Source organism: Lichenihabitans psoromatis (genome assembly GCF_004323635.1).
GTDB classification, from domain to species: domain Bacteria; phylum Pseudomonadota; class Alphaproteobacteria; order Rhizobiales; family Beijerinckiaceae; genus Lichenihabitans; species Lichenihabitans psoromatis.
The window spans coordinates 4,274,789-4,290,064 of record NZ_CP036515.1; the positions used below are offsets into that span (position 1 = coordinate 4,274,789).

The window sequence follows — 15,276 nt, forward strand, 5'->3', positions numbered from 1 at the left end:
CGACTTACAGTCGCTTGAGCACCAGCGGCCGACCCTTGGCCGGCGCATTGGCCCAGGTGCCGTCCTCCTGCAGGCTAAGCTCGGCCGTGTGCCCTTTTTTGGCTGTCAGCACCAACTGACCCTTGATGATCTGCCAGCCGACCGGATCGAAAATCACGATCCCTTGGTCCCGGCAGGCGGGAGCAAGCTTGGCGCGAAGCCCCGTCTTGGCGCCTTTCATCTTGTCGTCGAGCGTGACCATGCAACCGGTGTCCTTCCCCTGGCGCACAACCGCATAGCCGCCGGCCACCTCGCCGATCGACACGGCCCGGACCGGAGCCGCGAGATGTTTGGACGGAACAGGCGCAATCGACGCAGGATCGACGGCGCGCGATGACGACGTCGGGGGCGCCGCAACCACCATCGACGGGTCCGGCGGCAGGTCGGCCGGTGCGGTGCTGTCCGGTGTCACGATGCTGAGCGCCGCTTGCCGCGCCTGGTCGGTCGGCGTCAGCTTGTAGACGTCCTGCTCCGATGCGACGGCCGACAGCGACGGACCGCCAGCCGGACCGAAATCAAGCACTGGCTGACCGGCGTCGCTCAGCAGCACCACATGATCACCCGGCTGCGGAACCCAGGCCCGCACGGTCGCCAGGGTCGGGAAAGCCCGGTGGCATCCCGCCGGCATCGTAATGGCGTAACCGGTTGTGACCGCGGTTGCGGTCAGATTGACCCGGCAGCGCCGGTTGCCTTTTTCGAAGGACATGTCCCACGTTCCAGCATCCTGCATCGCCATCCCGTCTTCCGGAGCGGCGGCCTGAACCGGCGTACCGGCGCAGAGCACCGCCACGGCGATGCTGAAGGCCTTGATGGCTGCAAGCAGCGTCATCGGCCGAAAAGCTGGATTGATCATGCGGAAGATCCTTGCGGTGCCGAGGGCCGACGATCTTGAAAAAACGATACCTAGAGGCTCGTTGATCACGAGGGCAAGACCACATCGGGCAACAAACGCGAGATCTCAGCCTTTGTTCGGTGACCATGGGGTTTCGGGCACAGGCGTCAGCGGACCCTTGCCCGAGTCCCACGATAAGATGTTGTCGACGACGAGCTGCTCCATCGCCTTGCGCGTATGCTGAGACGCCGAGCCGACATGCGGCAGCAGCACCACATTCTCGAGATCCAGCAAAGCTTGCGAGACGCGGGGCTCGTCGGCGAAGACATCGAGGCCGGCAGCCAGGATCGTGTGGTTTTGCAGAGCTTCGATCAAGGCAGCCTCGTCGACCAGCGAGCCGCGCGCCACATTGATGAGGATGCCGTTCGGGCCGAGGGCCTTGAGCACCGCGGCATCGACGATGTTGCGGGTCGCGGCGCCGCCCGGTGCGATGACGACGAGAATATCGCAGGCTTCCGCCATCCCGACGAGGGTGGGATAGAAGAGATAGGGCACGCCAGCCTGCGCCGAGCGTCCCGTGTAGACGACCGGAAGTCCGAAAGCCTCGCAGCGCGTCGCGATCGCTTTCCCGATACGTCCAAGGCCGAGAATGCCAACCGTCCGCTCCCGCAGGCTGGAGGTCAGACGGAACGGCTTGTCGAGCCATTGGCCGGCCCGCACGTGGCGCTCGGCGGCCGGCAATTCACGAACGGTGTTGAGGATCAGCCCCAAGGTGGTGTCGGCCACTTCTTCGTTCAGGACGTTCGGCGTGTGGGTCACGATCACGCCGTGCTGGGCCGCCCAGGCTGTATCGACCGCATCATAACCGACGCCGAAGTTCGCCACGAGTTGGAGATTGGGCAACCGGCCCATCAGCGCGCCGTCGATGGCCCCATGGCCGACGACCGCAATCGAGCGAATGTCTTGCGCGACGGCGTTGAGGGTCGCCTCCGGATCGGCCGCTTCCCATAATTTGACGACCGGCAGTCTTGCCTCGAGTTGGCTGATTCCGGACGCCGTCAGCGGCCGAGGCATCAGAACGGAATTGGGCATCGCAAACCTCCGTGTCGTTTTTCTTAAGTGTCGCGTCGTGTCAGACGCTCTCGGGATAGACCCGCGTCACGTGACCCATCTTCCGGCCGGGCCGGGCTTCCGCCTTACCATAAAGGTGCAGGCTTGCGCCGTCATCGGACAAGACTTCGAGCCAGGCATCCGCCTCGTCGCCGATGAGGTTTGACATCAGGATCCGGCCATACCGTTGCGTCGAGCCCAGCGGCCAACCGCTGATCGCGCGAATGTGTTGTTCGAATTGCGACGTCACCGCGCCGCCCAGTGTCCAATGCCCGGAATTATGAACGCGGGGCGCGATCTCATTGACGACCAGCGTTTCGACGCCGGACTGCCCAGCAACCGGCACGACGAACAATTCCACCGCCAGCACTCCGACATAGTCGAGCGCATCCACCAGAGCGCGGGCCATGCGAATGGCCTCGGCCTCGGTCTCGGCCCCGATCGCGGCCGGCACACGCGTCGTGCTCAGAATGCCGTGCTGATGCGCGTTCTCGCACACGTCGAAGGCCCGGAACTGGCCGCTGAGCCCGCGTGCCGCCACCACCGACACTTCCCGAACGAAGGGAACCACGCCTTCCAGAATCGCCTTTTGTCCGAGGCTGCGGAACACAACGGCAAGATCCGATCCCTCCCGCACCGTCGCCTGCCCCTTCCCGTCATAACCAAAGCGGCGGGTCTTCAAGATGGAGGGACGGCCGAGTTGCGCCACGGCGCGTGCCAACCCGCCGGCATCCTCGACCGAGGCGAAAGGCGCGGTCGCAAGCCCGATCCCACGGATGAAGAGCTTTTCGACGAGCCGATCCTGCGTCGTCTCGAGCGCCTTGCGATTGGGGCGGACCGGCACTAGCGGATCGAGAATCGCGATCGTCTCGGCCGGCACGTTCTCGAATTCGTAGGTGACGACCTCGACCGCAGCCGCGAAGGCCGTCAAGGCAGCCTTGTCGGTATAATCCCCGATCGTGTGGGCGGCAGCGACCTCGAATGCCGGGCTATCGGCTTCTGGCGCGAAGATATGCGCCTTGAGACCGAGTTGCGCCGCCGCCATGGCCAGCATTCGCGCCAATTGCCCGCCGCCGAGGATGCCGATCGTTTCGCCGGGCGCCAGAACCGTCACGGCGCAGGCTCATCGCTCGGGGATTGGGCCACGGCCGCCGTCTGAGCCGCACGCCATGCGTCGAGGCGCGTCGCCAGTGCGGGATCGTTGAGCGCCAAGATCGATGCTGCTAAAACTGCGGCGTTGATGGCTCCGGCGCGGCCGATCGCCAGAGTCCCCACGGGAACGCCGGCCGGCATCTGCACGATCGACAGCAAACTATCCTGACCGGATAGGGCCTTGCTCTCGATCGGGACGCCAAGCACCGGGAGCGGCGTGAAAGCGGCTGTCATGCCGGGAAGATGCGCGGCCCCGCCCGCTCCCGCGATGATGATCTTGACGCCGTTGTCGCGCGCGCCCTTGGCAAAGGCCACCAACCTGTCGGGCGTCCGATGCGCCGACACGATCGACGCGACAAAGCCGATCTCGAGCGCATCGAGCGTCGAGGCTGTCGCGCGGAGGGTCGCCCAATCCGATTGGCTTCCCATGATCAGCGCCACGGGCGCACGCATGCGGTCCACTTGGCGCACTCCGGCTGAGAAATTCAGTCTTTCCGCTTAACCGAAGCGGCAAAGGGGAGCAAGACACGGCTCGGCCTCCCCGCCCGGGCCGAAACGAGCCGCCGGCTACCGGGTCGTCGGCGCCATCAACCGCAAGGCCATGCGGATCGACGCCGTGAGTTGCTGGCGCGTAGCGCCCGCCTTGGCCTGAACCGCCATGCCCTGAGTCACGGTGGTGATAAAGTGAGCGAGGTCCGACGGGACCACGCCGGCCGGAAGATCCCCCTCGCGCACCGCGCGGTCCAAACGGTCCTGCAACGCGAGTTCCGTAAAACGACGCCGCGCCACCAGGTCGCGCTGGATGTCGGCCCCTTCCTCCGAACAGGCCAAGGCGCCGTTGATGCCGAAACATCCGCTGGGATTACACGGGGCCGTAACGAGATCGGCATGGCCCTCGAGCAACCGTTCAACGACACGATAAGCCGTCGGCTCGTCGAGCGCCTCGGCCGCGAAGCCCAGATAGGTCCGCTCATAGAGGCCCATGGCTTTGCGAAACAGATCCGCCTTGTTGCCGAAAGCTGCGTAAAGGCTCGGCCGCGTGATGCACATCGCGCCGGTCAGATCGGTGATCGACGTGCCCTCGTAGCCATTGCGCCAAAACAGCGTCAAAGCCTTCATCAGCGCGTCATGTGTGTCGAATTCCCGTGGTCTCGCCATACTCTATCCAATCGCCACCTCAGGAATAAGTTGAATGGGACATTGCGTCGAGTGGCGAGATCGCATCGTCGGGCCCCAAACCTCGCAAGTTGATTGATTTTGAGGCGCGCCGCGGCCATATCTCGATCTGCGCCTGCCCATGGAGCAGTCGACATTTCTCAAGCTGAAGGCCGGCTTTGAACCGGCTGGAGGACCTCATGTTCATCGAAACTGAAACCACGCCCAACCCCGCCACCTTGAAGTTTCTGCCCGGCCGCACCGTGATGCCGGCCGGCACACTCGACATCCGCGACGCAAAGGCAGCGGAGCAGTCGGGACTGGCGCGCGCCTTGTTTTCGATCGACGGCGTTTCGGGTGTGTTCTATGGGGCCGATTTCGTATCGGTCACCAAGGCGAGCGGCGAGTGGCCCCACCTGAAGCCGGCGATCCTCGGCGCCATCATGGAGCATTTCACCTCCGGCGCGCCGCTGACCGACGAAGGCGTTCACGCCACTGCGATTTCGACCGAGAGCGACGAGGAATTTTTTGATCCGAACGATGTCGAAACGGTGGATACGATCAAGGAACTGATCGAGTCGCGCGTTCGCCCGGCCGTCGCCGGCGACGGTGGCGACATCACCTTCAAGGGATACCGGGACGGCATCGTCTACCTGACCATGAAGGGCGCATGCTCGGGTTGCCCGTCCTCGACCGCGACGCTGAAGCATGGCATCCAGAATTTATTGAAGCATTTCGTGCCGGCCGTTCAAGCCGTCGAGCAGATCTGATCGCAAGGCAGGACCAAGAATGACCGAAACGGCGGCTGTGGACGAAACGTCGCCGGCTTTGGTTCTCGCGATCGACACGTCATTGTCGGCCGTCTCGGCCTGCGTCTCGCATGTCGGCGAACCCGCGCCCATCGCTTTCGAAGCGATGGCCATGGCGCGAGGCCATGCGGAAGCGCTGGTGCCGTTGATCGATCGCGTCGTGTCGCAGATCGACGGCGGCTTTGCGGCACTGACGCGGGTCGCGGTCACGATCGGGCCTGGCTCGTTCACAGGCATCCGCGTCGGTGTCGCGGCCGCCCGGGCCATCGGTCTCGCCTGTAAAATCCCGGTCGTGGGCGTCTCGACGCTGTCGGCTCTCGCGGCTCCGGCGATCGCATCGGGGTTTCGGCCCACCATCGTGGCCGCCATCGACGCGCATCACGGCAATGTCTACGTGCAGAGTTTCTCGGTGGATGGGGGTACCCAACTCGGCGCCACCATCTTGTCGGTCAAGGAGGCTATTCGAGCCGTGGGCCAAGGGCCGATCCGGCTGGTCGGGTCGGGCGCCACCATGCTGGCCATCGAAGCCTGGTCGCTCGGCATCAACGCCGAAATCGACGAGAAAAGCATGACACCGGACATCGCCTTCGTGGCGCGGCTCGGCCTGCTGGCCGATCCGGTCCGCGCCCTGCCCCGCCCCTTCTACATCCGCCCGCCCGACGCCAAGCCGCAAACCAACGGCGTCATCGCCCGCGTCGAGTAGATCCGTGGCGCTCTTCGGACGTGCGACACGCCCCATCGTCACACCACTGAATGTCGGTCATGCCGCCGACTGCGCGGACCTGCACGGCGCGAGCTTCCCGCATGGGTGGTCGAGCTTCGACTTCGAACGTCTGATCGTCGCATCGTCGTCGTTCGGGGAGGTGGCTTACGATGGTCAATCGGGAAAGTTGCTCGGTTTCGTCTTGTCGCGCGGTGCGGCGGGCGAAGCCGAAATCCTCACCATCGCTGTCGCGGCGACGGCACGCCGACGCGGCATCGGGCGGGCCCTGCTCGAGCGACATCTCGGCCACCTCGGGAGCGCCGGCATCGCCGTCTTGTTTCTCGAAGTCGCAGAAAACAACCGGGCGGCGCGCGCGCTCTATACAGCATTTGGGTTCACGGAGGTCGGGAGGCGGCCGTCTTATTACACGGCGAAGCCGGGCGAGGTCGCGGGAGCGGCTCTCGTTCTGCGCCGATCGATCGGCTGATTCGGGCCGGGCCTGTCACAATGCCTTAGAGGTCGATCCCTAAGCTGATCCCCGTTGCGGCGCGAGGCGTCGCGCAGGCTTATCGGTAGGTGGCAACCATGGAGCGAATCGTCGCGGGTGTCTTCAGGCTGGCACTGCTGGTCGTCGTCCTCGTGAACGCGGTCGCAATTCTGGCTCCGCTGCAGCTGCTGGCTCAACGGTTCGGTTGGCCGATCGCCCGGCGCATCCCGGTTCTCTTCTGCCGCTCGTTGTGCTGGATCGTGAACCTGCGGCCGCATTTTGTCGGATCCCCCGCGAGTGGGCCTCGCCTGCTGGTGCCAAACCACGTCTCGTGGCTCGATATTCCGGCGATGGGTTGCTACGAGCCGGTCTGCTTCATTGCCAAGCGCGAGGTCGGCACCTGGCCGATCCTCGGGCGGCTGGCCAAGTCGCAAGGCGCGATCTTTATCGACCGGACAAGGCGGCGAGGCATCCCGGCTTCCAACCGCAGCATCGCGCTCGCGCTCCTTGAACGGCGCAGCGTCATCTTGTTCGCTGAAGGCACCACCGGCGACGGCAACCGAATCATGCGGTTTATGACCTCGCATTTCGAGGCCGCGAAAGTGGCGCTGCAACTCGACGCCTCGCTCGATGATATCGCGGTCCAGCCCGTCTCGATCGCTTACACGCGCAGCAGCGGCATGCCTCTCGGCCGCCACGGTCGGCATCGGATCGCATGGTATGGTGACATGACCCTTCTGCCCCATCTCTGGGGCATGGTGACGGGCGGCCCGATCGACTGCGACATCCAGTTCGACCGAGCCATTGCGGTCAGCCGGAGCAGCGATCGCAAGCGCGTCGGCGCTCAAGCCGAGCGCGCGGTTCGGACGATCACCGGGCTTGCCTTGTTGGGCCGCCCCGCCCGTCGCGCCGAAACCGCTGCGGCCAGTGCAGGCACGACCGATGCAACGGGCTTGCCACAAGCTGTTCTCATCGGCGTGGAAACAGCGTAGGATGAATGCCACGATGGTGGTGCATCGGAGCGCCTCTCGACATGCGGGGCGACCGGCAACCACACCCCGCGAGGCCCCTCAGAGGTAATGACCGAACCGCTTCCCGTTTCCGCCAGATCCCGGTCTGGCCCCCCGCTTCGTGCCATCGCCCCGAATGCCGCAGACGCAGGCGTCCGCAAGGTGTTCATCAAGAGCTTTGGTTGCCAGATGAACGTCTATGATGCGGGGCGCATGGCGGATGTGCTCGCGCCCGAGGGCTTTCTCGAGACGGCGACCATCGAGGAAGCGGACCTCATCATTCTCAACACCTGCCATATCCGCGAACGCGCGGCCGAGAAGGTGTTCTCCGAGCTTGGCAAGATCCGCGATCTCAAGTCCGATCGGGCCTCGCTTGGGCTTTCGACCACGCTGGCGGTCGCAGGCTGCGTCGCTCAGGCCGAAGGCGCTGAGATCCTGCGCCGGCAGCCGGCTGTCGATCTCGTGGTCGGACCGCAGAGCTATCATCGCCTGCCCGATCTCGTGTCGCGTGCCCGCGGTGGCATCAAGGTGCTCGACACCGACTTCCCAGCGGACGACAAATTCGCAGCCATGCCACAACCGGCGGAAGCGAAGACCCGAGCGCGTGGCTTGTCGTCATTCGTGACGGTGCAGGAGGGTTGCGACAAGTTCTGCACCTTCTGCGTCGTGCCCTATACGCGTGGCGCGGAATATTCCCGCAGCCCTGAGCAGGTCATGGCCGAGATCGCGGGCTTGACGGCCGCGGGCGTGCGGGAGGTCAGTCTGCTCGGCCAGAACGTCAACGCCTATCACGGTGTCGCGCAAGATGGCTCGGTTTGGTCGCTGGCGCAGCTCGTCCGCGCCATTGCGGCGATGCCGGGCATTCTCCGCATCCGCTACACCACCAGCCACCCCAACGACATGGCGGCCGACCTCGTCGAGGCGCATCGCGACATTCCGGCCTTGATGCCGTTCCTCCACCTGCCCGTGCAATCGGGGTCGGACCGTATCCTCGCGGCCATGAACCGGAAGCATACGGTCGCCGATTATCGCGCCGAGATCGCGCGGGTGCGTGCCGCACGGCCCGATATCGCGCTCTCATCCGACTTCATCGTCGGATTTCCGGGCGAGACGGACGCGGATTTCGAGGCTACGCTCGATCTCATTCGCGAGATCGGTTTTGCCTCGACCTTCTCGTTCAAATATTCGCCGCGTCCGGGAACGCCGGGTGCCGGTCTCGAGGGGCATGTCGACGAAGCGATCAAGCGCGATCGGCTGGCCCGCTTGCAGGCCGTGGTCGACCCGCAGCGCCAAGCCTTCAATGCCGCCTGCGTCGGGCGCGTGATGCCGGTGCTGTTTGAAAAGATCGGTCGCCACGCGGGCCAGATCGTCGGCAAGTCGCCCTATCTGCAGCCCGTCCAGGTCGACGCAGACCCGGCGCTGATCGGTTCCGTCCGTGATGTTGAGATCACGGCGCTCGGACCTAACTCTCTGTTCGGCACCCTCACCGAGGCCGAGCCGCCTAGCCGTGCCGCACAAGGATCCTGAATGAGAGCCCCAGAGCGACCCATTACGCCTCGCCGCCATACGCGCGATGGCCTTCCGGCTGTTGCGGCATTCGCCTCTCCACCAGCGGTTTTGCCGACGCCGGATGCGGCAGCCGAGGTGGCGATCACCTTCGAGGACAATCGCCTGACCTCGCTCGTCTTTGGGCAATATGACCAAAACATCGCCAAGCTCGAGCGCCGACTGGGCGTGGTCGCAACCGCGAACGGCAATCATGTGACGCTGCGCGGCTCGCCCGACGCCTGCGACCATGCCCGCCGTGTGCTCGAGACGCTCTACGAGCAGGTGAAGCAAGGCCGTAAGGTCAGCCTTGGCGACGTGGACGGTGCGGTCGAAGAAACAGCGTTTCAAGGTGTGCTGTTTCCGAAGGACCTCGATCCGGAACGGCCGGTCTTCGACGAGATTCGCACGCGGAAACGCGGATCGGTCAAAGCGCGGACGGCCGCTCAGGATGTCTATCTGCGTGCACTGAAGAGCAACGAACTCGTGTTCGCTGAAGGCCCTGCCGGCACCGGCAAGACATGGCTGGCGGTCGGCCATGCCATCTCGCTTCTCGAGCGCGGCGTCGTCGAGCGGCTGATCCTCTCGCGGCCTGCGATCGAAGCCGGCGAGCGGCTCGGCTTCTTGCCGGGCGACATGCGCGAGAAGATCGATCCCTATCTGCGCCCCGTCTATGATGCGCTGCACGACTTCATGGACCCGCGAATGGTCGAGCGCGGCATGCAGACCGGCATGATCGAAGTCGCGCCATTGGCTTTCATGCGCGGCCGAACTTTGACCAATTCGGTTGTGCTGCTCGATGAAGCGCAGAACACGACCAGCATGCAGATGAAGATGTTCCTGACCCGTCTCGGCGAGGGATCACGCATGATCATCAACGGCGATCCGAGCCAAACCGATCTGCCGTCCGGCCAGAAATCTGGCCTGAGCGAAGCCATTAGCCTGCTGTCCGGAGTCGAGGGCATCGCACACGTTCGCTTTCGGGAGGGGGATGTCGTGCGACATGATCTCGTCCGCCGCATCGTCGCGGCCTACGAAGCGGCCGGTCGCAAAGTCTCCGAGCAGAGTGGCGCCAATCGATGACGATCGAGATCGATATCGCGATCGATAGTCCCGGATGGTCGGTGCTGCCCGATCTCGACGCGATTGTCCGGCGAAGCATCGACGGCGCGGCTGCGGCCGTCGATCTCGACGCTCCGCAGGGCGCCGAAGTCTCCATTTTGTTCTGCGACGACGCCGCGATCCAAGTTCTCAATCGAGAGTGGCGCCAAAAGGACAAACCCACCAACGTGCTCTCGTTTCCAGCGGCCCAGCCTGAGGGGATTGACGGTCCGGAGTTGCTCGGCGACATCGCTGTTGCGCTTGAGACGACGCGACGCGAGGCCGAGCAGGATGGCAAGACACTGTCCGACCATGTGAGCCACCTGCTGGTGCACGGATTCTTGCATCTGATCGACTATGATCATGAAACAGCCGATGAAGCCGAGGCGATGGAGCAACTCGAAACACGGATTTTAGCCAATCTCGGCATCGGCGATCCCTATGCGGGAACCGAAGTCGACGAGGTGGCGCGACCATGAGCGCTCATGAACGAGAACCGGGCGAGCGCGGCGACAAACGTTCGCCCGCTCCATCAATGATCGAGCGCCTACGGTCGTTGTTCGGGCTGTCGCATGCGTCGATCCGAGACGATATCGAAGAAGCGCTGGACGACACCGATGAGGCCGGCGTCTTCTCGCAGCAAGAGCGTTCGATGCTCCGCAACGTGCTTGGCTTGCATGAATTACGGGTCGCCGACGTCATGGTGCCCCGCGCCGACATCATCGCGGTCAGCTTGACCATGACGCTCGGCGAAGTCCTGACCGTGTTCCGAACGGCCGGCCACTCGAGACTTCCAGTTCACGGCGACACGTTGGACGACGCGCGCGGCATGGTCCACATCCGCGACTTTGTCCAATATGTTGCGGTGCCGGCCGGGCTCGACGTTCCGTCTTTCGTCGATTTGGGCGAAGCCAGCATGGGCCGGACCCTCGAGGAAGCCGATATCCTGCGGCCGGTGCTGTTCGTTCCCCCCTCGATGCAGGCGCTCGATCTTCTGGTCCGCATGCAGGCCTTCCGCACCCATATGGCGCTGGTAATCGACGAATATGGCGGCACAGACGGGCTGGTCTCGATCGAGGATATTGTCGAAATGATCGTCGGCGATATCGAAGACGAGCATGACGAAAGCGAAAGTCCCAAGATCGTATTGGCGCTCGACGGCTCTCATGTGGCGGATGCCCGTGCTGGTCTCGACGAGGTGTCCGAAGCAATCGGCGTCGATTTCTCCGAAGATGCCGACGCCGAAGAGGTGGATACGCTCGGAGGTCTGATCAGCGCGCTGGCTGGCCACGTCCCCGGACGCGGCGAGATCGTACAAGCTCGGGACGGTGTGGAGTTCGAGATCCTCGATGCCGACCCTCGCCGCGTCAAACGGGTCAGAATCGTCCGGACGATGGCGGTTGTTGGCTCGACACCCCCAGCGACTGGGGCGCCACATGAGACCGCGTCCGACGAGGCCAAATAGGCGGGTGGTCCGCCGCTGACATTGGCATTGGTGACCGCCGACCGATCACAAACGATCATCCTTGTGGCTCGATGCGACGGATCATGCGGCTGCACTGTTTACATTTCAGTGCCATGCGCTACCACCCGCCTTCATGATCATGAAGTTTGACGATCGGTGGGGCGCATTCAGCCGCTCAGTGACGCAACGGTCGATCGACACGATGTCGAACCAGGTGTGCGACGGTTGCTCGTTCCGCCGCAATCGGGACTTCCGAACACGATGATTCAGCGGATCGCGCAACGCGTGGCACGATCGACGGGCTGGTCGCGTCGCTTCCTTGCGCTGTTGGCCGGTGCCACTGGCGCCTTGGCCATGGCACCCGTCGATTTCGTCCCGGCGCTGATCATCCCGATGGTCGTGGCCGTCTGGCTGCTCGACGGCTCCGTCCCCACCGGCGTCGCAGCGACATCGAGAGTCAGTCTGACCCGATCGGTCCTGAAGGCGGCCGAAACGGGCTGGTGGTGGGGCTTCGGCTATTTTGTGGCTGGTCTCTGGTGGCTCGGTTCCGCCTTCCTGGTTGAACCCGACAAATTCGCCTGGCTTTTGCCTCTCGGCGTTTTGGGGCTGCCGGCTTATTTGGCGCTTTATACCGCCGTCGGCTTCGCTCTGGCTCAATTGTTCTGGTCGACGGGGCCAGCTCGCCTCTTCACGCTCGCCTGCTGCCTGCTTGTCGCGGAATGGCTGCGCGGCACGTTGTTGACCGGATTTCCCTGGAACGAGTTCGGCATGGCGCTGGGCGACAATCTCGTCCTGGCGCAAGTCGCGAGCCTGATCGGCGTGCACGGGTTGACACTGTTGGCCGTCGTTACGGCGGCGGCCCCCGCTAGTATTGGAGACGCTGGACCCGGGACACGCCGATTCGGCCCGTCGGCGCTGGCTCTCCTCTTCGTGGCGGCAATCGCCATCTATGGCGCCCTTCGCCTCGCGGGACCGGGTGATGGCAGCGTCGCTGGCGTCCACCTTCGGGTCGTTCAACCCAATGCTGCGATCGATTCCGACTTCAGCTACGCGCATAAGGACGCGATCCTCCAGCATTATCTGACGCTGTCGCAGCGTGTCACGCCGGGTCAGCCCGATGGATTAGCCGGGGTCACGCATGTGATCTGGCCCGAATCGCCATTCCCGTTTTTGTTGTCTCGCGATCCGGCAGCACTCGTCACGATCGGCGATGTTCTCTCGGACAAGACGGTGCTGATCACGGGCGCGGCACGGGCCGAGCCGGGACCGCCGGACGGCGCCGGCGGCAAGACCGCCCTCTATTTCAACGCCGTTCAGGTTGTTGATGGCACCGGCACCGTCCTTGATAGCTACGATAAAGTACATCTCGTGCCGTTCGGGGAGTTCCTGCCTCTTCAGAGTATCCTGAACGCGATCGGGATCCAGCATTTCGTCTCGATTCCGGGCGGCTTCCAGGCCGGAACAGACCGACGGCTGCTCACTGTGCCGGGCCTTCCCCCTGTTGCGCCCATCATCTGTTACGAGGCCATCTTCTCGGGCGACGTCGTTCCTCCGGCTGCCGCCGGAGTGTCACGGCCGGGGCTTCTGCTCAATGTCACCAACGATAGCTGGTTCGGTTTCACGGCTGGTCCGTACCAGCATTTCGCGCAGGCGCGGCTCCGTGCCATCGAAGAAGGTCTGCCGCTCATCCGATCGGCGAGCACGGGCATCTCGGCCATCGTCGACGCGCACGGCCGGATTTTGGCATCTCTCCCTCTCGGCGCCGAGGATGTGATCGATGGCGCGCTTCCAACTGCCTTATCGTCGACACTTTTCGCTCGGGTCGGAAATATCGCTCCTCTGATTTTATTGTTGGGGTTTGCTGTATCGGCAGCATTATTAGGGTGGTTGACGCGACGGAAGCCGGCCCGTCATTGTCCGCTATAGGCGTTGATTTCCCTTTATTTTCTATCTAAAGAGTGGATCGCGAAAGTCCCTAATAAAGCCTCTATCCAGAGTCGTTATAGACTGTTACGGATCCGACGCGCTGACTTGGAGCGGCGATTTTTGACGAAGAGCCCAAACAACATCGATAGACACGTCGGCAGCCGCTTGAGAATGCGGCGGATGCTTGTTGGGATGAGCCAGGAGAAGCTTGGCGACGCCCTTGGTCTTACGTTTCAACAGGTTCAAAAGTACGAAAAGGGCACGAATCGCATCGGCGCGAGTCGGTTGCAGCATATCTCCGATATCCTGAACGTGAAGCCGGCCTTCTTCTTCGATGACATGCCGGGCGCGGCGTCGGGAACGGCGGGATTTGCCGAGGACGGGTCATCCGGGGTCGTGGATTTCCTGTCAAGTTCGGACGGTCTGCTTCTCAACAAAGCCTTTGCGAAGATCAAAAACGCGAAGGTCCGACGCAAGATCGTCGATCTCGTCGTGGCTCTGGCGGATCAAGACGGAGAGGCTAAAACGGCCACAGCAGCCTCCCTCCCGGATGCGTTGCCGGTCCAGGAGTGATGCGGTAAAGCACGCATCGTTCTCTTTAACGAACAAATTCTTCCTTATCGCTTGACCAAAAGAACGGTGCCTGCCAGCTTCGCGCGATATGAGGCGGCAGGAATGCGTGAACCCATGCGCGTTCGGCCTGCGTGATTTCAGGAGAGGCGATACGTGGCACGCGCAAGCTATCTTTTTACCAGTGAGTCGGTGTCCGAAGGCCATCCCGACAAAGTCTGTGACCGCATTTCGGACGAGGTCGTCGACCTGTTTTTCCGCGAAGGCGAGAAGGCCAGCCTCGATCCCTACCAGATCCGCGTGGCGTGCGAGACCCTGGCGACAACCAACCGCGTGGTGATCGCGGGAGAGGTTCGTGGTCCGGCAATCGACCCGAGCGTCATCGAACAGACCGCGCGTCAAGCCATCAAGGACATTGGCTACGAACAGGACGGTTTTCACTGGGAGAACGCCAAGGTCGAAATTCTGCTGCACGCGCAGTCGGCCGATATCGCGCAAGGCGTCGATGCTTTGGCCAATAAGGACGAAGGGGCCGGCGACCAGGGCATCATGTTCGGCTATGCCTGTCGCGAGACGCCGGAGCTGATGCCGGCTCCAATCTATTATGCCCATAAGATCCTGCAGAACCTGTCCGAAGCCCGGCGCTCCGGCGCTGAAAAGCGACTCGGCCCAGATGCGAAGAGCCAAGTGACGGTTCGGTACGAGAACGGCATTCCGGTCGGCGCGACCCAGATCGTCGTGTCGCATCAGCATGTCGACGAGAGCCTGACGTCCGAAGACATGCGGGAGTTGATCGAGCCCTTCGTCACCGAAGCGTTTCCGGCCGGATGGCTGACCAAAGACACGGTCTGGCACATCAACCCGACCGGCAAGTTCTTCATCGGCGGCCCGGATGGCGATTGCGGTCTGACCGGACGTAAGATCATCGTCGACACTTACGGCGGAGCGGCTCCGCATGGCGGCGGCGCCTTTTCGGGTAAGGATCCGACAAAAGTTGATCGCTCGGCGGCCTATGCGGCCCGCTATCTGGCCAAGAACGTCGTCAAGGCCGGCCTTGCGGACCGTTGCACGTTGCAGCTCTCCTACGCGATCGGCGTCGCCGAACCGCTTTCGATCTATGCCGACCTCCATGGAACGGGCCATGTCGATGCCGGCAAGCTCGAAGAGGTGCTGATGAGCGTCATGAAGCTGTCGCCCCGCGGCATCCGCGAACATCTGAAGCTCAACAAGCCGATCTATGCCCGCACCTCGGCCTATGGTCACTTTGGCCGCGCGCCCGATCCGCAGGGTGGCTTTTCGTGGGAAAATGTCGACATCGCCGACACGATCGCGGCTCACTTCCGCTGATCGTGTGAGCGAAGCACCATTGACG

General features: G+C 63.4%; 16 protein-coding genes. 11 read left to right on the forward strand and 5 right to left on the reverse strand.

Annotated elements, in window-relative coordinates:
• Positions 1-4 precede the first annotated feature (4 nt).
• The 5 genes from EY713_RS20010 to EY713_RS20030 all read right to left on the reverse strand — a co-directional run bounded on the left by EY713_RS20010 (position 5) and on the right by EY713_RS20030 (position 4,291).
• Positions 5-892: an AprI/Inh family metalloprotease inhibitor gene (locus EY713_RS20010; protein WP_131118514.1), complete on the reverse strand. Its 888-nt coding sequence runs from the start codon at positions 890-892 to the stop codon at positions 5-7.
• 105 nt (positions 893-997) lie between these two features.
• Positions 998-1,963 (reverse strand): 2-hydroxyacid dehydrogenase, encoded by a 966-nt coding sequence (locus EY713_RS20015; protein ID WP_131118516.1) that lies wholly within the window; start codon positions 1,961-1,963, stop codon positions 998-1,000.
• A gap of 40 nt (positions 1,964-2,003) precedes the next feature.
• Positions 2,004-3,035, reverse strand: coding sequence for a 5-(carboxyamino)imidazole ribonucleotide synthase (locus tag EY713_RS20020; protein ID WP_245573038.1), 1,032 nt, complete (start codon positions 3,033-3,035; stop codon positions 2,004-2,006).
• Positions 3,036-3,091: 56 nt separating this feature from the next.
• The gene (gene purE / locus EY713_RS20025) at positions 3,092-3,586 is read right to left on the reverse strand and encodes a 5-(carboxyamino)imidazole ribonucleotide mutase (protein ID WP_131120004.1); all 495 of its coding nucleotides are present in this window, start codon (positions 3,584-3,586) and stop codon (positions 3,092-3,094) included.
• A 114-nt stretch (positions 3,587-3,700) separates the two neighbouring features.
• Positions 3,701-4,291, reverse strand: a complete 591-nt coding sequence (locus EY713_RS20030) for a TetR/AcrR family transcriptional regulator (protein ID WP_131118521.1) — start codon at positions 4,289-4,291, stop codon at positions 3,701-3,703.
• A gap of 197 nt (positions 4,292-4,488) precedes the next feature.
• On the opposite strand from EY713_RS20030, the gene EY713_RS20035 reads away from it, so the two are divergent.
• From EY713_RS20035 to metK, 11 genes are all read left to right on the forward strand, one after another.
• Entirely contained in the window at positions 4,489-5,058 is a 570-nt protein-coding gene (locus tag EY713_RS20035) for a NifU family protein (protein ID WP_131118523.1), read from the forward strand.
• Between the two features lie 19 nt (positions 5,059-5,077).
• On the forward strand, positions 5,078-5,800 hold the full coding sequence (gene tsaB / locus EY713_RS20040) for a tRNA (adenosine(37)-N6)-threonylcarbamoyltransferase complex dimerization subunit type 1 TsaB (protein ID WP_131118525.1): 723 nt from the start codon (positions 5,078-5,080) through the stop codon (positions 5,798-5,800).
• A 4-nt stretch (positions 5,801-5,804) separates the two neighbouring features.
• Complete coding sequence (locus EY713_RS20045; protein WP_131118527.1) at positions 5,805-6,287, forward strand: GNAT family N-acetyltransferase; 483 nt, start codon at positions 5,805-5,807, stop codon at positions 6,285-6,287.
• Between the two features lie 98 nt (positions 6,288-6,385).
• Positions 6,386-7,279: a lysophospholipid acyltransferase family protein gene (locus EY713_RS20050; RefSeq protein WP_131118529.1), complete on the forward strand. Its 894-nt coding sequence runs from the start codon at positions 6,386-6,388 to the stop codon at positions 7,277-7,279.
• 207 nt (positions 7,280-7,486) lie between these two features.
• Complete coding sequence (miaB, locus tag EY713_RS20055) at positions 7,487-8,824, forward strand: tRNA (N6-isopentenyl adenosine(37)-C2)-methylthiotransferase MiaB (protein ID WP_245573039.1); 1,338 nt, start codon at positions 7,487-7,489, stop codon at positions 8,822-8,824.
• Positions 8,825-9,925, forward strand: a complete 1,101-nt coding sequence (locus tag EY713_RS20060) for a PhoH family protein (RefSeq protein ID WP_131118533.1) — start codon at positions 8,825-8,827, stop codon at positions 9,923-9,925.
• Positions 9,922-10,422 (forward strand): rRNA maturation RNase YbeY, encoded by a 501-nt coding sequence (ybeY, locus tag EY713_RS20065; protein ID WP_131118535.1) that lies wholly within the window; start codon positions 9,922-9,924, stop codon positions 10,420-10,422. Before EY713_RS20060 ends, ybeY begins: the two co-directional genes overlap by 4 nt.
• Positions 10,419-11,408, forward strand: a complete 990-nt coding sequence (locus EY713_RS20070) for a hemolysin family protein (protein ID WP_131118537.1) — start codon at positions 10,419-10,421, stop codon at positions 11,406-11,408. The genes ybeY and EY713_RS20070 overlap by 4 nt, the downstream gene beginning before the upstream one ends.
• A gap of 261 nt (positions 11,409-11,669) precedes the next feature.
• Positions 11,670-13,334: an apolipoprotein N-acyltransferase gene (lnt, locus tag EY713_RS20075; protein ID WP_131118539.1), complete on the forward strand. Its 1,665-nt coding sequence runs from the start codon at positions 11,670-11,672 to the stop codon at positions 13,332-13,334.
• Between the two features lie 171 nt (positions 13,335-13,505).
• Positions 13,506-13,907 (forward strand): helix-turn-helix domain-containing protein, encoded by a 402-nt coding sequence (locus tag EY713_RS20080; RefSeq protein WP_245573040.1) that lies wholly within the window; start codon positions 13,506-13,508, stop codon positions 13,905-13,907.
• A 153-nt stretch (positions 13,908-14,060) separates the two neighbouring features.
• Complete coding sequence (metK, locus tag EY713_RS20085) at positions 14,061-15,251, forward strand: methionine adenosyltransferase (RefSeq protein WP_131118541.1); 1,191 nt, start codon at positions 14,061-14,063, stop codon at positions 15,249-15,251.
• The last annotated feature ends 25 nt before the right edge of the window (positions 15,252-15,276 follow it).